The organism is Salinicola salarius, assembly GCF_002179555.1.
Lineage (GTDB): Bacteria > Pseudomonadota > Gammaproteobacteria > Pseudomonadales > Halomonadaceae > Salinicola > Salinicola salarius_A.
The window spans coordinates 18,574-37,648 of the sequence record NZ_NHOU01000027.1 but is presented as its reverse complement, the minus strand read 5'-3'; the positions used below and the strand labels follow the sequence as shown (position 1 = coordinate 37,648).

Annotated in this window: 9 protein-coding genes; 6 read left to right on the top strand and 3 right to left on the bottom strand. The window is 60.1% G+C overall.

Translation table 11 applies throughout. From position 1 onward, the window contains the following. Nucleotides 1-216 (bottom strand): hypothetical protein (locus CCD76_RS20215; protein WP_218777053.1); only part of this gene is annotated, 216 nt, incomplete at its 3' end. An 85-nt stretch (nt 217-301) separates the two neighbouring features. Beyond that, nucleotides 302-844, bottom strand: coding sequence for a zinc ribbon-containing protein (locus CCD76_RS15745; RefSeq protein WP_087720396.1), 543 nt, complete (start codon nt 842-844; stop codon nt 302-304). A gap of 307 nt (nt 845-1,151) precedes the next feature. Here CCD76_RS15745 and leuS point away from each other — a divergent pair, with 307 nt between their 5' ends. The 3 genes from leuS (at nt 1,152) to holA (ending at nt 5,398) form a co-directional block, all read left to right on the top strand. After that, complete coding sequence (gene leuS, locus CCD76_RS15740) at nt 1,152-3,722, top strand: leucine--tRNA ligase (protein ID WP_087720395.1); 2,571 nt, start codon at nt 1,152-1,154, stop codon at nt 3,720-3,722. A gap of 126 nt (nt 3,723-3,848) precedes the next feature. Beyond that, nucleotides 3,849-4,337, top strand: a complete 489-nt coding sequence (locus CCD76_RS15735; protein ID WP_087720394.1) for an LPS-assembly lipoprotein LptE — start codon at nt 3,849-3,851, stop codon at nt 4,335-4,337. Beyond that, a complete protein-coding gene (gene holA, locus CCD76_RS15730; protein WP_087720393.1) occupies nt 4,334-5,398 on the top strand; it encodes a DNA polymerase III subunit delta in 1,065 nt (354 codons plus the stop codon). The genes CCD76_RS15735 and holA overlap by 4 nt, the downstream gene beginning before the upstream one ends. Before the next feature lie 1,309 nt (nt 5,399-6,707). Here holA and CCD76_RS15720 read toward each other — a convergent pair. Continuing rightward, nucleotides 6,708-13,685 carry a carbohydrate-binding protein gene (locus CCD76_RS15720; RefSeq protein WP_087720392.1) on the bottom strand — a complete coding sequence of 2,326 codons (6,978 nt, stop codon included), beginning with the start codon at nt 13,683-13,685 and terminating at the stop codon, nt 6,708-6,710. 690 nt (nt 13,686-14,375) lie between these two features. Here CCD76_RS15720 and CCD76_RS15715 point away from each other — a divergent pair. Genes CCD76_RS15715 through CCD76_RS15705 form a run of 3 tightly spaced genes read left to right on the top strand, consistent with a single transcriptional unit; the run spans nt 14,376 to nt 18,927 of the window. Further along, nucleotides 14,376-16,160 (top strand): type I secretion system permease/ATPase, encoded by a 1,785-nt coding sequence (locus CCD76_RS15715; protein WP_087720391.1) that lies wholly within the window; start codon nt 14,376-14,378, stop codon nt 16,158-16,160. Then, complete coding sequence (locus tag CCD76_RS15710; protein ID WP_087720390.1) at nt 16,157-17,494, top strand: HlyD family type I secretion periplasmic adaptor subunit; 1,338 nt, start codon at nt 16,157-16,159, stop codon at nt 17,492-17,494. The genes CCD76_RS15715 and CCD76_RS15710 overlap by 4 nt, the downstream gene beginning before the upstream one ends. Continuing rightward, nucleotides 17,494-18,927, top strand: coding sequence for a TolC family protein (locus tag CCD76_RS15705; protein WP_087720389.1), 1,434 nt, complete (start codon nt 17,494-17,496; stop codon nt 18,925-18,927). Before CCD76_RS15710 ends, CCD76_RS15705 begins: the two co-directional genes overlap by 1 nt. The last annotated feature ends 148 nt before the right edge of the window (nt 18,928-19,075 follow it).

Here is a 19,075-nt window from a genome sequence, read left to right as displayed (position 1 = left end):
TCGGGCCGGCCTCATGAATAAGCCGGGGTAATAGGCGCCGTGAGTATCCTGGCCAGTGAAGCATCGTGTGGCAGCCGGCAGCCAGTCGGGACAGCCGGCCTGGGCCATTGAATCGGCATCCCGGGAAAGCTCGCCGGCCTGTAGCGGGTGGCAATATACCGCCAGCAGGCCGATGTTCAGCAGTCCTTGCCGCCAGGTTGGAGTTGGCTTCGGCACGCTTGGGCCCTCGTCGGTTTTGGCACGGAATGCCGTTACGACTGACCTCGCTGCCAAATGTTCCTCAGGCGGCGGCGATGCCCGCTTACGCTTGGGAATCGGAGGACGGCACGCCGGAATCGCGCTGGAAGTAGCGATGCCCGCAAGCGTGACAGGCGTCCAGACGGGCCACCTGATCGAGCACTACGCGAGCCCCGCAGTGGACGCAGGTCATGCGCCCGGGCAGGGCCACTTCCCCGGCAGTATAGTCGGCCCGGGCCGCTTCGAGATCGTCATCGAAGCGTTCGCGGTCGATAGTGGTGCGATCGGCGATCGAGAAAAGCGCTTCGCTGACTCGCCGCGAGAGCACGTCGAGATCGATCCCCAGCCAGGTCGCGACACCTTCGCCGCCCTTGGCCAGAAACTGGCGAAAATCGCGCATGTCCCGCTCGACCCAGGCCCGCAGCAGCGCCATCTCGTCCTTGGTGAACTCCTCGAATTCGGCTTCGAATGCCACCGCCTCGTCGAGTTCCTGCTGAAAACTCTCCCAGGAGAGCTCTCCGCCACCATCTTTCAACCGGGTCAGAATGCGCTCGTACGCTTCGCTGAGACGGGAACGCGCCTCGGGTCGTGACTGTTGCTCATCCATGGCTATTCCCCTTGTCGTTACTGATCGAGTCTTTGCTGATCGAATTGCTGCTGATCGATTTGCCTGACTTTCATTGCCCGGCCCTTCCCAATGAACCCTGCACACCGAGCCTTGCCTGCCAGGCGCCATATTCGCCTCAAAATCCACGCCGCCAGCGCCAAGCTCTTACTTGCGACGATGGGTCTGGGGTATGCTTGTGGGCCTGAAAAATCAAGCCGACCCCGCGCTTTTCGTCTGTGATGAGTATAGCTTTTTGCGGGGACTCTGGCGCTCCCATACGCTGAACGCAAGGTGCCTGACCAAACCGATGGACGCACAGTACAACCCGCAAGCGATTGAAAACGCCGCCCAGCAATACTGGAACCATCACCAGAGCTTCAAGGCCGTCGAGGATGCAACGCGCGAGAAGTTCTACTGCCTGTCGATGTTCCCCTATCCCAGCGGCAAGCTGCATATGGGCCATGTGCGCAATTACACCATTGGTGACGTCGTCACGCGTTTCCAGCGCATGCAGGGCAAGAACGTGCTGCAGCCGATGGGCTGGGATGCCTTCGGGATGCCGGCCGAGAACGCCGCCATCAAGAACCGTGTGGCCCCCGGCAAGTGGACCTACGAGAACATCGACTACATGCGCGGTCAGCTCAAGGCGCTGGGGTTCGCCTACGACTGGAATCGTGAATTCGCCACCTGCGATGTCGATTACTACCGCTGGGAGCAGTGGTTCTTCGCCAAGCTGGTCGAGAAAGGCGTCGTCTACAAGAAGATGTCGACGGTCAACTGGGACCCTGTCGATCAGACCGTGCTCGCCAACGAACAGGTCATCGATGGCCGCGGCTGGCGCTCCGGTGCGCGGGTCGAGCGAAAGGAGATCCCGCTGTGGTTCCTCAAGATCACCGACTATGCCGATGAACTGCTGGCCGATCTCGACAAGGTGGAGTGGCCCGAGCAGGTCAAGACCATGCAGCGCAACTGGATCGGCAAGTCCCGCGGCGTCGAGTTGAGCTTCGACGTCAAGGACCACGCCGAGCGCCTCGACGTCTACACCACGCGTCCGGATACTCTCTTCGGCGTCACCTACGTGGCGGTAGCAGCCGGTCATCCTCTGGCCAAGCAGGCTGCCGAACAGGATCCGGCCATGGCCGAATTCCTGATCGAATGCCAGCAAGGCGGCAACTCCGAAGCCGAGCTGGCGACCATGGAGAAACGCGGCCGCGACACCGGCTATCGCGCCATTCATCCGCTGACCGGCCGGGAAGTGCCGATCTTCGTCGCCAACTTCGTGCTGATGGAGTACGGCACCGGCGCCGTCATGGCCGTACCCGCCCACGATCAGCGCGACTGGGAGTTCGCCACCAAGTACGAACTGCCGATCCAGCCCGTGATCGCCGACGCCGAAGGCAACGTGCCGGATCTCTCCGCCGGTGCCTACGTCGAGCACGGCAAGCTGATTCACTCCGGCGAATTCGACGGCCTCGAGTTCGAAGCCGCCTTCGATGCGATCGCCGCCAGGCTCGAATCCCAGGGTCGCGGCAAGATCAAGATCAACTATCGTCTGCGCGACTGGGGTGTCGCTCGCCAGCGCTACTGGGGCGCGCCGATCCCGATCAAGTATGGCCCGGAAGGCCAGACCGTGCCGCTCACCGACGACGAACTGCCGGTCGCCCTGCCACAGGAGGTCGAGGTCGACGCCTCGGGTTCGCCGCTCAAGAAGATGCCGGCATTCTACGATCTCGGCGACGGCTGGACGCGTGAAACCGATACCTTCGACACCTTCATGGAGTCCTCCTGGTATTACGCCCGTTTCTGCTGTGCCGACAACCCGGAGGCGATGCTCGACGATCGCGCCAACTACTGGCTGCCGGTGGATCTCTACATCGGCGGTATCGAGCACGCCATTCTGCACCTGCTCTACGCCCGCTTCTTCCACAAGCTGATGCGTGACGAAGGCTTGGTGAACGGCGACGAGCCGTTCCAGCGCCTGCTCACCCAGGGCATGGTCATCGCCGAGACCTTCTATCGCGAAACGGAAAACGGCGGCAAGGAGTGGTTCAACCCGGCCGACGTGGAAGTCGAGCGCGACGACAAGGGGCGCCCGACCAGTGCCAAACTGATCAGCGACGGGCAGCCGGTCGAGATGGGCGGCATCGAGAAGATGTCCAAGTCGAAGAACAACGGCGTCGACCCGCAGGCGATGATCGATCGCTTCGGTGCGGATACCGTGCGCCTGTTCATGATGTTCGCCGCGCCGCCGGAACAATCCCTGGAATGGTCGGATTCCGGCGTCGAGGGCTCGCATCGCTTCCTCAAGCGGCTCTGGAAGCTGGTTGCCGATCATGTCGCGGCGGGAACGCCGGCGTCGCTCGACGTGAACGCGCTCGACGATACGCAAAAGGATCTGCGCCGCAAGACACACGAGACCATTGCCAAGGCCGGCGACGACATCGGACGTCGTACCACGTTCAATACCGCTATCGCCGCGGTGATGGAGCTGACCAACGCGCTGGGCCGTTTCGACGATACCTCGCCGCAGGGTCTCGCCGTCAGTCGCGAAGCCATCGAAGCCTGCGTCCTGCTGCTGGCGCCGATCACCCCGCACGCTTGCCATGCGCTGTGGCAGGCACTGGGCCATCAGGAGCCGGTCATCGACGCGGCCTGGCCGACGGTGGACAAAGACGCACTAGTCAAGGCCAGCATCGAGCTGGTGGTGCAGGTCAACGGCAAGCTGCGTGCCCGCCTGGACGTGCCCGCAGAGGCCGACAAGGCCGCGGTAGAGTCCCTCGCCCTGGCGGAGGAGAACGTGCAGCGCCATATCGAAGGCAAGAGCGTGCGCAAGGTCATCGTCGTTCCCGGCAAGCTGGTCAATATCGTCGCCAACTGAGCCGTTGCCATCTGAAACGTTGCCATCTGAAACGTTGCCACCTGGAACCTTGCCAAGCGGCAACGTTCGATATCGGACCCATCCGGCACTGCGAAAGCGGTGCCGTCATGTCAAAAGGAGCTTCTCATGATGCGTCGCACCGTTCTGGCCGGCCTGATGGCCGTGTCATTGACTGCCCTGGCCGGCTGCGGCTTCCAGCTCCGTGGCCTGAACCAGCCGACCTTGGCCATCCCGGAGCTGAATCTCAACGCCAACGTCTCGCCGTTCAGCGAGGAGGTTCGTCGCTCGCTGGAGAATGCCGGCACGCGTATCAGCGACACGGCGGACATCCGCGTCAATCTCGGCGACGAGCGGATCAGCGAGAATCGGCTGACACGTTCCGATTCCGGCAGCCGCGAAACCGAAGTCACGCTGACGGCGCCCTTCTCCGTCCAGCGCGACTCGGACGATGCCTATCTGCTGAATCAGCAGCAGCTGGAAGCGTCGACGACGGTACTCCTGTCGACCGACGACATCTATTCCGGTGAAGAAGTACGCACGGAGGCCATCCGACAGCTGCGTCGAGACGCGGCGACCCAGCTGATCGATCGACTGGATGCGCTCGAGACCCCATGAAGGTATTTCCCGACAAGCTGGAAGACGCGCTCAAGAAACGTCTGCCGCCGGTGGTGATGGTGGCAGGCGACGAGCCGCTGATTCATCTCGAGGCTTGCGATGCCGTTCGCCGGGTTGCCCGCGAGCGTGGCATCGAGGAGCGCGAGGTCATGCATGTGGAGTCCGGCTTTCAGTGGACTCAACTGCTGGAATCGGCGTCCAGCCTGTCGCTGTTCGCGTCGAGCAAGCTGATCGAAGTCCGGCTGGGCGGGCAATCGCCCGGCCAGGATGGCGGCAAGGCTCTCGAGGCTTATGCCGAACAGGCCGGCGACAGCGACAACGTGCTGCTGCTGTCCAGCCAGCGCCTGGACCGCAAGGCGCAGTCGAGCAAATGGTTCAAGACGCTGGACAAGCTGGGCGTGTTCGTCCCGGTGTGGCCAGTGGATCACCAGCGCCTGGGCTTCTGGATGCGTGACCGGGCCAATCGCTATGGCTTCACCATGGACATGGACGCGGCCCGACTTCTCGGCGAGCGCACCGAGGGCAACCTGCTGGCAGCCGACCAGGAGCTGCAGAAACTGGCGCTGCTGATGCCGCCCAACGCCCGCCTCGATGTCAGCGCCATCGCCAACGGGGTCGAAAGTAGTGCGCGTTACGATGTCTTCACGCTCACGGATGCCTGCCTGAAAGGCGACCGTGATCGAGTCGCGCGGATCGTGCGCGGCTTGCGTCAGGAAGGGGTCGAAGCGCCGGTCATTCTGTGGGCACTGACCCGCGAGCTACGTACTCTGCTGTCGATCTTCCAGCATCTCGACCAGGGTCAGAGTCTGGAACACGCCTGCAAGGCGCAGCGGCCGATGATTCCGGAAAAGCGTCGCCCCGGTTATCAGCAGGCACTCAAGCGGCTCCCCCAGCGACGCCTGCACAAGCTGCTGCTGTTCGCGCAGCGCATCGATCTGGCCATCAAGGGCGCCGTCGCCCTGCCGGTGTGGGATTGCCTGCAGGATCTCGCCATCACGCTGGCCGGCGGCCGCGGATTGCTGGCGGAAATGCCTTACGCCTATCGGACGGCGGCATCCTGAAGTACGACAGCAGGTAGAGCGGATGGTCTTCAACACGGAGCTGACAAACCCTTCAAACCAGTGCTTGCCGGTATCACTTCCCAAGATCGAAGATGCCCCAAGGCTTTACAGGGTTAGGCCCCCGGCGTCTCACGGTCATGCCCTCATGAGCGATGCATTCCCCGCCGACGGCCATCTACCATGGCGTCCAAGCCACCAACCAGTAAACTGTTCATCCACGGCAGCGAGCTCACGCGTTTCCCGGTGTGCACCGGCTGGTCGGCGACCTCACTGATCTTGCGCCGACCTGTGGACCCGGGCTAGTGCACGCCGCCCTAATGACCCGCCCTACCGTATTGTGTGCGCCAATCAACTCGACCTCGGGCATCGTCAGCGATGACTTTTTCAACGAGCTACTATGTGGCATAACGCATAGCATAGCGGCGCGAGTTTACGGGTGTGCGGCGGTTGTAGGCTGCGAACTATTGAGTCTTCTTCACCTGCCTGGCTGCCATCCTTTATAAGCAGGTATAGGGTCACCTTACATACTCCAGTCACTCAGCATCATGGCTCCAGTCTACTCGAAACGTTCAAATTCAATATGTCACATAACAACTGTTATATAAGCAATTCCAGTTTTTGAAGTTGAACTTCATCAATAGGGTATTTTCTTGGATGGTGTTTATTCAGGCGCCTGATCGACTTCACGATACTGGACACATCAATTGACGCCAAACTCAGTTCAGCTTTCAACCTTAAATCCGGAGCATTGAGCAAGAGGGATCACGATCTGAGCGCCGGCCCCGGAAGCGATGACCGCCCGGGTCTCATCCTCGGCCTGAATAGTGGTAGTAACAGTGGTAATAGTGGTCAAGTTGGCATCTCCATCCAGAAAAATGATATCTGGCACGGGCTCGAGACGTATGACCTGGCTCTCGCCCATGCTTCAGTTGAGCGTCATCAGATAGAGCTGGCGGTCGGCGGGTTCCCGATGATATCCAACGGTCAACATACTTGATGACGTTACCGTTCACATTGCGCAGCACGTTGTCGCCGATGGAGATCGTGGCTTCGTAGTGACCGTCTTCAAGCTCGATTTCCCGACCTGCGCTCTGGCTAGTCGAAACCGGTGTCAGTTGCCTGTAACGGGTCGACATCGCTCAGTGTTTCGCTGTGTTCTCCTAACGCGTCTGCGTAGATCTCATCATTGGCGTGTTGCGGCCATGCCCGGCTCGCTGACCGGCCGGGATTTTTGTTTTCCCGAGTAAAAAAGCCGGACAACCGCTTGGGCCGCCCGGCTGCTTATTGGCCGGAAGATTGGAGCCTGAACCTAGGCGATGCTGACGACCTCAGGGTTATGGTCTAACCCGGCCACGGCGACATCGTCGCTGGCCACCGAGATGTCATCCAGGAGCTGCATCAGATCGACACTCTCTTCGCTCGTGGCCATCATCGACATCAATGACGCCATGGAGGTCGTCGCCGGACTGGCTTCCGGTGTCAGCGTGAACGACTCCAAGTTCATTGTCCCTCCGTTGAAAGTCAGTCGCAGAGTTTGCGCACCCGCTTCCAGCGCCACGTTCTGGCTCTCGGTCGCCGCGAAGGTGCTCCAGTCCCCCGTGTAATCGACGCCGATGGTCGTGGCCTCGTAGACGCCAGCGCCGTTGTCGAACGTGGCCGTGATCGAACGGGCACTGCCAGTCTGCACACCTAACGCGGACAAAAACGAAAGGTCGTAGACGCCAGCCTGGTCGACCTCGAGGGTGTACTCGACCCACTCCCCGTTCCCGATCCAGCCAATCGCATCCCCGTTACCCCGGATGTCTACGCCGCCCTCGCGGAAGTTGGTACCCAGTTGGGTTTCGCTGGAATCTTCGTAGGCCACATAAGGTGCACCCTCATCAAATAGGGCGGCATCAAGAGTAAGACCATCGTTATCCACGACCCAAGGCGTGGCAGCATCGTTGAACGGTGTTTGCGCAGCAGGCTCGATGCCTTCGATCAGGAACACACTATCGTTGTAATCATAGTTGATACCGCTGATGTCCACCGACACCAGGTAGGTATTGGCAATGGCGCTTCCGTCTGTGTCCAGCGCCTGGAAGACGCGCACCAAATAGCCGCGTTCGATGCCTTCGGCATCTGCCGCTGGCGTACCTGCACCGGGCACGTTGAGAGAGGGGTCGGTGGAAAAACTACCTACCGATATGCCAAAGACGCCATCGCCTGACCAGCTTTCCGGAATAGCGCTGCGGCTGAACGAAGCCGTTGCATAGCCCCCATTGGCCGAATGTGGCAGCAGTGTCTGGCTATCGACTTTGTCATAGTCGACGAGCATCGTCCCTGTCGACACGTCGCCAGGTTCATGCAGCGCCAGACCACCATCGTAGGGACCGAACTCCGCCAGTTGAGTCACCGTGGCCGTTTCGACGCCATCAGCGAGCTGCCAGTAACGTGACAGGACTTCCTCGGCGCTGACCGCACGATAAGTGCCGGCATCGGCGAGGACGGAGCTACCGCCGCCATCCAGCGTCGAGAGGTCGTCGATGCGATTCCCGAACCCGAATATCTCCCAGATCTCGTTGAGGTTGGGCTCCCAGCCGCCTTCGTCTCGGGCCTGCCAGAAGCCGGCCAACTGGATTTCGGTGACTGGCTGATCCAAGTCGTTGGATTGAACCGTCAAGGTGCCCTCGAATACACCGTCATCGGCGTTGGCAGCCGGTGGAGTATAGGCATCGCGATTGAACAGCACCCCTACTTCGATGGATTCTCCCGGAGCCAACTTCAAATCGTCCAGCACATGCGCGTCAGCCAGCATGAACGGCCCACTGACCGTCACGCTGCTCACCGCCAGTTCGCCAGTGCCGTTGTTGGTGATCAGGACCGAGCCGCTATCCTTGTAGCTGCGAGGCTCTTCCGTCGGGTGAGTCACGTTATTGTCTTCCAGATAATTGAAGACGACGCGATCCTCATAGTAGCCGGGGTCGGTACTCGCCACGCTGATGGATCCAGTGCCTGGGCCATCAATGGGTCCGTCACCGATCTGGAGAGAGTCGATATCCGGCCCGACCCCGTTCGGTGCGCTGACCGAGATCGAGTTGCTTCCCGCAGCCAGCGTCACGTTAACGGTCTGCATGACCCAGTCACTGACCGTCTGGCTAGTGGCGGGGAAATTGACCGTCGAGTTGCTGACGCCATTGACCGTCAGCGCCAGGGGTCGGTCGGTCTTGCCGCTGGTCAACGAGTAGCGGAAAGTCATTTCATAGACGCCGCCCTGAGCGACATCCACGTCCCAGGTAACGGTTTGATCGCCAGTACCGACGAAGTCGACGAATCCGGAGCCTGACGCCCCGCGATCCGACGTCGTCGAGGGAATGACGACTGCGCCACCTTCGAGCGTCGCGTTCTCCGCCTGATACTCGGCATAGCCTGGCGTCGTATCCTCGATCAGGACTTCCAACTGATCGATATTGGGACCCGTGTTGGTCGCCGACTGCAAGCGGACGCTGTTGGCACCGGCGAGCATTTCGGCCGGGATATTCAGTGTCTGCCAAGTGTTCCAGGCTGCGTTGCCGCTGACACCGACCGGTGGCTCGAATGCGTAGACGCCAACGCTGACGTCATTGACGAAGACTTCCAATGGCCGATTCGTCGTTCCCCCGTTGGCATAGCGCACTCTGAGTACGGCATCACCCGCGTCGGCGGCGCTTACATCGACATTGAACGTGACGAAATCAGCAGTCGTTGCCCCGAAGTCGGCATATCCGCCGATGACACCATCGCTATCATTGGTGTTGCCATCCATTCCGTAGGCACCGGGACGCACACCATATTCCGAACCGACATCTGTCGGCTCGGGATTGTCGCCATCCCGAATGACGACCTGGGCAACTTCTCCGGAGGCAATGACGGCCAAGGAGTCGTCCTCGGCCTGGACCGTCGCGATGACGGTCAGGTCCGCATCGCCGGTACCGGGGTCGATAACGGCGCCCGGCACCGGGTCAAGCCGGACGACCTGGCTCTCGCCCGTGCTGCGGTTCAACGTCATGAGATAGAGCTGGCCGGTCAGCGGATTTTCAATGATATCCAGCGGGTCGACATAAGTGATGACATTGCCGTCGACATCTCTCAGCACGGTATCGCCCGAGACGTTGCCATCTTCGTCCAGTGAGACCCAGCGAATATCGTCGCCCCCGGAGTACTCGACGAACAGCAAACTGCCGTCCAGAGTCGCCCCAAATATATTACTGGTGTATTCGATCGCGCCATTCGGGGACCGGTTGGTTCCTAGGGAGTAGACGTCATCGATCTGATAGTTGCTATCGGCATCCGTGCCCACGGCATACTCGTCGGTTTCGTTAGTATCGTCGCCGTCGGTCGGATTTCCTCCATTGAGAATATACTGGTCATGCATCGGGTTAGGATGACCGTAATAGCCGCCTTCCTCGACCTTGAACAGCCAATCGTCCTCGATTCCAACGTTGATCAATGCCTCGTTATAGGCCGTCGCCGGGTCGTCCGGTGTGACACCGCCAGCCGCGGAACCATTGGTCGGCGCATACAGATTGCCGTTGGAATGCCAGACCAGGTCGTAGGCGTTGCGAATACCTGTGGCATAGATCTTGAGTACGGCATCGGCAGCAAAAGGATCGTAGTATTCGATCAACACGTTGCCATCGGCATCCTGCATCGTCGCGGTGCCGTCTTCCGCGAATACCAGATACTGACCGCCACCCATATCGATGGGGCCATTCTTGGGATCGTTGTCATTATCTTCGTAGCGCGTGTTGGAGCCGTCGGTCGGCAACGGCTCGGTCGAGACATCGAAGCCGCCTTCAGGCGCATCACGATACGGGTCGATCTCCAGCACGCTAGCGTTCAACAGTCGTTCGGGACGGTTACCCCAAGCGCTGTCGTCCCCGCCCATGGCGGTGTTGGCTCCTTGCGAGACGTACAACAGGTATGGAGGAACGTCTGGATTGGTCTCGGCGTCGTACTCCGGATTGGCATGGAACACCAGACTGTTGGTGACGTGATCGCCGTTGGACCGTGGCAGACCCGTGATATATGTCTCCGCAGTGCCTGTTAATGTCTCGTCGCTGTCGTCGATGGTGATCTTGCTGACCCGTCCGCTGAAATCGGGCACACCGTTATCTCGCCCGCTTAGCGGAATGGGGTAGTTGTCGGTCACCCACAGGACATTGGGGTCGATCGGATCGAAAGTCAGGCTGACGATACCGCGGGCGCCGTCTTCGCTCTGGAAATAGTCCAGCGCCAGTGACTGCTCGTTGGATAGCGCCCCGGTGTTCGGATCGACATCGAAACGCTTGATCTCCCCGTTCATGGTGGAGACATAGATCTTGGTGTAGTCCGGCGACATGGTGATGGAGGTAAACAGATACGCCCCATCTTCGGCACCGTTCAGCTCCACCGTCGTGTCGAAGGCCACTTCGCTGTCCTGGACTTCCGGTTCGGCACCGGTCACGAAGGTGGTGGTGAATTTCTGGAACTCGCGGGTGGGCGCGCTGGGATCATCGTTGTCGCCTCGATCCTGGAAGCCGTCGATCACCAGCGTGTAACTGGTGTACTCATCCAATTCGCCCACCGGCGATATGGTCAACGAATCGAACCCGCCGGTGGTGTTGATATTGAAGTCCACCTCTTCACCGGTGACGGTATTGAAGAGCTTCACCGAGCCGTCGTTGAGACTCTCCAGCAGCGCGCCGCCGCGACCGTCAACCACCGAAATACCGATGAAGATATCGGACGTAGGATCGACGCCCACCGGCGGCGTACCATCCTCCGCCTGGAGGGACACCTCTACCTGCTGCTCGCCGACACCGGCAACCGCTCGTGGATCAGTGAAATAAGCGTAATCCGCTGGTGCCTCGCGGTCATCGTTGGGCGTCAGATCCGGCAGTGACTGGATCTCGATGTACTGAATTTCAGTGTTGGCGCTGTCGACGCCGATCGAATCGAGCGTCAGCCGCCCGTCGGTGACCTGCACGATCCGCGTGACCAGCGTCGACCGGTAACCCTCGCTGTCGTTGGTGGGATCGTCATCGGCAGGGAAGCCGTCCGGCCGCTCGGATGTCAGTTCACCGAACGATTCACCCTCGGCATTGATAAGATTGACGCTGTCATAGGAGCCGCCACTGTCGCCAATGGAGATCGTGACTTCGTAATAGCCGTCCTCCAGTTCGATCTCCCAACCGGCGTCCTGGCTGTAGCCGGGTTTGTCGAAACCTGCGTAGGTGGCTTGCAATGAGTCTACGTTGGCAAGCGTGCCGCTGCGATCTCCCAGAGCATCGGGGTCCTGACCGGCGATCGCCATCGGCATCGTACCGTTGGCTGTGCCATTGGCGATGGACGCTTCGGTCACCCATCCATATTGGTAGCTCTGACCGTCAATGTTCACTGACTGCTTCCCGAACGCCAATCCGGTATCCGCTACATAGCCGTCTGGCGTCGTGGAGTCTGCCGGCTGAAAGTTGATCTTCACCTCGAAGCGCTCACCCGGTTCTACGCTCGGCTCACTTTCTACTTCGCTATCAACCGACAAACTGTCGATATTGGGTCCGGTATTGCCGATATTGGCAAGTCTGATCACGTTATCGCCGGCACTGAGGTCGATCTCGATCGTAGTCTCGGTCCAGTTTTCCCAACCTGCGCTACCCACTCCGGTAGACGCAAAGGCGATGATTCCCTGAGCATCTCCGTCCACGGACAGCGCCATGGGGCGATCCGCCGCGCCGCTGCTGGCGTAACGAATCGTCAGGAAATAAGTGCCTGATTCGACGACGTTAATCGCGAAGGAGGCTGCATCCCCCGCCTGCGAGCCCATATCCAGATAGCCGCTACCATTGAAATCACCCCACAACCCATCGCTGCCACCACCACTGGCTTCAGGATTGTTGGCATCTCGCACGACGGTATCAGCCAGAGAAGAACCATCATCGATGGCAAGCGCTTCTCCCTCGATCGAAAACGCCACCTTGGGAATGGCCTCGGCGTAGTCGAAGCTGATCTGATCGATATTGGGGCCGTTAGGTATCCCCCCCTCTTCTGTCGAGGGTATCGTCCACTTCAGCGTATTGCCGCTCGCCGAAAGCGGCACCGACACGCTGATCTCGCTCCAGTCGGTCCAGGATCCGGTCGGCGGGAACGAGACCAGTGTGGGCTCGGCACCATTGATGGAGAGCAGCAGCGGGCGATCGCCGGTTCCGCCATTGACGTAGCGAATCGTCGCGGTATAGATCCCGGTCTCCTCGGGGGAGACCTGAAAGGTGATCGCATCGCCGGCATTCGTGCCGAAGTCGACATAGCCGCCATCGATCGCGCCCGCCCTGACGACGCCCTGCGCGTCGGGATGTTCGCTGTCGACGACTCGCGTCAGGCCAGCGCTGCTCGTCGATCCGCTGTCATCGATGGAGACCAGCGCCGGGTCTTCGGCCTGAATGACCAGCTGCGCCGGCCCGTCGTCGACAGCGACCGCGGTCAACGTCAGGCTGTCGATATTCGGGCCGCCTCCCACGATGTTCTCCAACCGGATGACATTGGTACCGCTATCCAGGGTCAATGTCAGCGTCGCGTGCTGCCAGGTTTCCCAGCCGACCGTCCCGGTACCGGTCGAGGGAAACGTCAAGGTGCCCTGATCGTTGCCATCGACCAGCACCGCCATCGGGCGTGAAAAACCAGATGCACTACTGCCGGCATACCGCACATCGAGCTGATAGGTGCCGGCAGCGGCGACATCCACCTCGAAATAGGCCGCGTCCCCGATCTGTCCGCCCATGTCCATGTACCCGGTACCGCTCGATCCATCCCATAGCCCATCAGACCCCGCTGCCGCCGTAGCTTCGGGATTCGCTGAGTTACGAATTACGGTGTCGGCAGCCGAGGCGCCATCATCGGGCATCAACGATTCGCCCTGGAGGGTGAAGACATCGCCCGACCAGCCTTCGACATTGACGATTTCGATATCGATCGATTGCTCACTGCCAGTCAAAAGCTGACCGCTTCCATCCAACGCATCCAACATCAGATTGGTCAGACCTCGGTCCAGATCCGAGGGCAACGTGAAACGATAGGGGCTCTCAGAGGTCAACTGCTCGCTCGGATTACCCGCCGAGTCAGTTACCGCAAGAGAGAGACCGGCGACGTCACTGGCGACAAAGCCAGCGCTGTCGATGGGCGTGACTTCCAGCCAGTAGTCCTCGCCAAGAAAGTCACGGGTGATCGCAGCGCCCTGCGTCAACGTCTCGACGACGTCACCTGTCTGGGCATCGATGATGGATAGCGTGAACATGAATGGAGCACCTACGCAGAAGTTGGTGTTTATGAAACGAGCGAGAATGACCTTCACCCGTTCGGCGCTAACCGACACGATGTTGACCTTCCGGGCACTAACGGAAGCCCCCTATCGCTGGTCGTTGTTATGTACAGGAAGACCCAGGACGGACTCGTGACTAAAATTTTATCGCCGGAGTCTTACCGATGGAGTCTTACCGATGGCAACCTAGCGCTTCTCACTTTCGGCGCAAAGTTGAAACTTCTACAACCATGAAAACGAATTTAGCGAGGCGCAGGAAAGATTTGAGTTTTCCACGCCCTGATTTCGGCAAACCATCATCGTGTTAGCCAAGCTTCTGCCCCTATTATAAAGGCGCGTTTACATAAAATTTCAAGAATGAGAAATATCAAACTAAAGCACTAAAAATCGCCCTGAAATTTCAGCACAAATTCGTAACCGCCACTCCATTAGATCCTTTATTTTTATTCCCACCAACTTCCCAACCCACTAAACCAATCGCGAAAAGCCACAATAAATCATTGTTTTTTAAAAACTATTAGAAAATTCTAAAATTCATTAACCTCTCTTTACCGAGAAAAACCATTTAAAATCCCGCTTGTAAGCTTGTGCACAATTTACGCATCCTGATGGGAACAGCGATGCATCAACGCCACTTTCCACAACAACCTCAGAAGAGAAAATGCTGTGGCAAACCCCCAGGACAAAACCGACCTGCAAAGGGCTATCTCGGCCAGTCGTCAGGCCTTTCTGTTTATCTTATTGTTCAGTTTGTTCATCAACTTGCTCATGCTGGCGCCGTCGATTTACATGTTGCAGGTATACGATCGCGTGATCACCACCCGTAGCCCTGAAACCTTGCTCATGTTGACGCTGGTGGTGGTGTTCCTGTTCGTCGTGATGGGCGCCTTGGACCTGGTGCGTTCGCGCATCCTGGTTCGTGTCGGTAACCGGCTCGATATGCAGATCAACGAGCGACTCTATCAGGCCACATTCAAGCGAGCGCTACTGGCGCCGGGCAGACCGTCGGCTCAGCCATTCAATGACTTGACTACGCTACGCCAGTTTCTCAGCGGCAACGGATTGTTCGCCTTCTTCGATGCGCCCTGGATTCCTGTCTACATCGCCATATTGACGCTGTTCCATCCCTGGTTCGGGATCTTCGCCGCCGTCGCCGCCAGCGTGCTGCTGGCATTGGCATGGATCAACGAAAAGAGCACCCAGTCGCTGCTGAGCGAAGCCAACCGGGAGCACATCCAGTCTCAGGACCTGGCCCAGAGCAATCTGCGCAATGCCGAAGTGCTCCAGGCCATGGGGATGCTGCCGAATCTGCTCGCCCGCTGGCGAGGAAAGCATCACGACTATTTGCTGCATCAATCCCATGCCAGCGATCGAGCCGGTACCCTCAGCAACGTGTCGAAAACTCTGCGAATCATGTTCCAGTCGCTGATCCTGGGGCTGGGTGCCTTTCTGGTCATTGAAGGTAGCCTGACGGGCGGCATGATGATCGCCGGCTCCATCCTGATGGGCCGCGCGCTGGCGCCAATCGACCAGATGATCGGTGGCTGGAAGGGTTTCATCGCCGCACGTACCGCGCACGGACGGCTCAATGCTCTGCTTTCGGCGGTACCTGCCGAGCCTCAGCGCATGCCACTGCCGCCACCGACCGGGCGCCTGGCACTTGAGTCCGTGACCGCGGGCCCTCCCGGCGAAAGCCGGCCGACGCTATGGGAGCTCGATCTGCTGTGCAACCCCGGCGAGCATATCGCTATCGTCGGCCCGAGTGCCGCGGGCAAGTCGACGCTCGCTCGCGTCATGCTGGGCGTCTGGCCGGTTCAAAATGGCTGTGTCCGGCTAGGGGGCACCGATATCGGCCAATGGCCGCGGGAACGGCTGGGGCCTTTCATCGGCTATCTGCCTCAGGATGTCGAGTTGTTCGACGGCAGCATTAGCGAAAACATTGCCCGCTTCGGTGATCTGGATCCCGCGCGGGTCATCGAGGCCGCCCAGAAGGCGGGCGTGCACGACATCATTCTGCGTCAATCGGCGGGGTATGACACCCAGATCAGCGGGGCCGGCGGCATCCTTTCCGGCGGGCAGCGCCAGCGACTCGGCCTGGCCCGGGCGCTCTACGGCAACCCGGTTCTGGTGGTGCTCGATGAGCCGGATGCCAATCTCGATGCCAGCGGCGAACGCGCGCTGCTGCACTGCCTGCGCCAGCTCAAGACTCAAGGCACCACAGTGTTCATCATCAGTCATTCACCGACCATCCTCGAGCATGTCGACCGTGTTCTGACGCTGCAGGAAGGACGCATGGTGTCCTGCGCTCCCGCCCGCCAGCCTGCGCCAAAGATGGCGCAATCCTCGCGGGAGAGTGGCACACCCGTTCACTCCATCCGGATGCGTGCCCGCGGTAAACCGGACGACTCGCGATCATCTCTTCCTCTCCCCCCGGAGCCGCCGACGTCATGACGATTTCCTCTGCCGCGCCGATAGCGCTCGGGGCTCCTGCCCCTCAGTTGCCCACCAGCGATCGCACCAGCCGGCGCTGGGGACTGGCCATTCTGGTATTCGCCCTGGGCGGTTTCGTGCTGTGGTCGGTCACGGCCGATCTCGCGGTCGCGGTGGTGGCGCCGGGATCGGTTGCCGTCGAGACCTCGACCAAGAAGGTTCAACACTTCGAGGGCGGTATCGTCAAACGCATCCTGGTCGAGGATGGCGATCAGGTCAGCGCCGGAGATTCGCTGATCGTACTCGACGACACCCAGCCGCTGGCCAAGCTCTCGATTGCCGAATCGGAATACCGCATCGCCCTGGCGAGCGAGGTCCGCCTGCTGGCCGAGCAAAGTGACCGCAACATGCTGACGTTTCCCGATATCCTGCTCGATGACGTGTCGCCGCGGGTGCAGGCCGTGGTCGACGTGCAGCAGCGTCTGTTCCAGGTCCGCCGGCAGTCGTTGAAGGATGCGCTGTCCGCGCTGGACGAGAAGGCTCGCCAGATGCAGGAGCAGATCGCCGGTCTCGAACGATTGCAGCAGGTCAATCGATCCAAGATCAACTCGCTTTCCGGAGAAGCCAGCGACTATCGCACGCTGTTCAAGGAGGGGCTTGGAGACAACCAGCGTCTGCGTGAGCTCGAACGCCAGGTGCTCGAGTATCAGGGGGAAAACGCCCAGCATAGCGCCGAAGTGGCGCAGCTACGTTCGCAGATCAGCGAAAACGGCTTCCAGAAGGAGATTCGTCGGCAGGAGTACCACCAGGAAGTCGGCGAATATCTCAAGGATGTCCAGTCCCAGGTGACGGACGCCGAAGAGCGAGTCACCGCGCTGCGCGACCAGGTTCAGCGTACCGCCATCGTCGCGCCGGTCTCGGGGACCGTCGTCGGTCTCCAGGTCCACACCCAAGGCGCCGTTATTCGCTCCGGCGACACAGTAATGGAAATCGTCCCGGCCAACGAAGCCTTTATCGTAGAAGCGCGAATTCCCGACCGCGACATCGACAACGTCCGCATCGGACAACCTGCCGAGATTCGCTTCAGTGCCTTCAACCAGCGGTTATCCAATGTCATCGAGGGAGAGGTCGCCCACGTTTCAGCGGACAGCTTCGAAGACGAGGCCACACGAACCCATTATTACAAGGCGCGCATCCGCGTCACCGATTTGGGTCATTCCGAAATGACTTCCTCGATGCAGCTGCTGGCCGGCATGCCTGCCGAAGTCATGCTGAAGACCGGCGACCGCACCTTTGCCAGCTATATGTTCAAACCGTTCAGCGACATGCTGGCACGCGCGATGCGAGAAGAGTAATGCCATCGATTCACCAATGGATCCTGACCGGTTGTCTGGCGACGCTGATCGCCACGGCGCATGCCCAGCCACTCAAGATCGAAGCGCCGCTACCGGAGCCGGCCGGCACCGCACCAGCGCCGCTACCTTCCCTTCCACAGCTGGTCGCCCTGGCGCTGACCTACGACAGTGGATTGCAGAGCCAGCGCCTGGATAGCCAATCGATGGCGCAGGAAGTGCCGATGGCGCAGGCAGGGTTGCGCCCCCGGCTCGATGCCACCGCCGCCTATCGCTACACGGACGCCGATAATATCTATACCGACAATCCCGATGACTATCCTGACGAGGTCTATGACGATCGCGTGTCCGGCCGGACGCGGGACACCAGCTGGGAACTGCGGATGACACAGCCGCTGTTCAGTCTCGAGCGCTGGCGCCGGGTCGGCAAGGCTCGCGCGCAGATGGATGCGGCCGCGCTGCAGGTAGCCGTCGCCGAGCGTGACCTCGCGGTCAAGGTGGTGGAAACCTATCTCGATGCCTATCAGGCCTCGCGCAAGCTGGGCTTGCTGATCGCGCAGCGCGAGTCGCTGGTACTGCAGCAGCGCCAGGCGCAACGGGCCTACGACCTGGGCATCGGCGATCGTATCAACCTGCTGGAGTCCCAGTCGCGGCTGGACCAGGCGGTCGCCGACCAGACATCGGCGGAAAATGACCTGACCAACGCCCTGAGCGATCTCGAAAGGCTGACCGGCGTTTCGCTTCCCTTTGATCCGGTGCTGGTCGATACCCCGGAGAACCTGAACATCGCGCCGGAATCTCGCCCGCTGGAGAGCTGGCTGTCACTGAGCCGGAATAACGTGCAGGTGCGCCTGGCCGCCGAGCGCCAGCGCGTCGCCGACAGGGATACCGACGTGCGACGCGCGTCACGCTATCCCGAACTCAACCTGGTGGTCGGCTATAGCGATGTCGACAGTAGCGATGCCTTGAGAACCAGCAACGATCTTTCGGCCAGCGTGGAAATGAACCTGCCGATCTACCAGGGTGGCTATACCACCGCCAGTATTCGCCAGGGAGAGCTGACGGCACGAGCCAGCGCGGCCAGCACGGAGAACGAACGCCGACTGGCCCAGCAGGAGGTTCGCAAGCGCCTGCTCAGCATGCAGGGCGACCTGCGCCAGCTGGAGGCCCTGCAGCGCTCGGTGGAATCCGGCAGTCTGTTCCTGCAGGCGGCGATTCGCGGCGAATCTCTCGGCCTGAGAGACTTGGTAGATGTCCTCGACGCCCGCTCCTCGCTCTATGATCTGCGCATTCGCTTCATCGAAACGCTCTGCCTCTATCTCGAGGATCGCACCTATTTGCAGGCCACTACCGATCAACTCGACACATCGACACTGGCGGAGGTGGCAAGCATTCTGGAGCGTGTAGAACGGATAGCGCCGAGCGACGATGTCTGAACCGGACCAGGTTGGGAAAAGAAATATCGGACAATGCTCCGATGACGAGGCGGTCGAGGCGCCAATATTTTCAGGTCACGATCGACCGTATTCGACAACCGTACGATCGACGAACGATCTGCTATCTTGACTAAAAATCGCCGGGTAA

Excerpts from the sequence above, each read along its gene's own strand:
- CCD76_RS15745 (WP_087720396.1), bottom strand. The coding sequence starts at position 844 with ATGGATGAGCAACAGTCACGACCCGAGGCGCGTTCCCGTCTCAGCGAA.
- leuS (WP_087720395.1), top strand. The coding sequence starts at position 1,152 with ATGGACGCACAGTACAACCCGCAAGCGATTGAAAACGCCGCCCAGCAA.
- CCD76_RS15735 (WP_087720394.1), top strand. The coding sequence starts at position 3,849 with ATGATGCGTCGCACCGTTCTGGCCGGCCTGATGGCCGTGTCATTGACT.
- holA (WP_087720393.1), top strand. The coding sequence starts at position 4,334 with ATGAAGGTATTTCCCGACAAGCTGGAAGACGCGCTCAAGAAACGTCTG.
- CCD76_RS15720 (WP_087720392.1), bottom strand. The coding sequence starts at position 13,685 with ATGTTCACGCTATCCATCATCGATGCCCAGACAGGTGACGTCGTCGAG.
- CCD76_RS15710 (WP_087720390.1), top strand. The coding sequence starts at position 16,157 with ATGACGATTTCCTCTGCCGCGCCGATAGCGCTCGGGGCTCCTGCCCCT.
- CCD76_RS15705 (WP_087720389.1), top strand. The coding sequence starts at position 17,494 with ATGCCATCGATTCACCAATGGATCCTGACCGGTTGTCTGGCGACGCTG.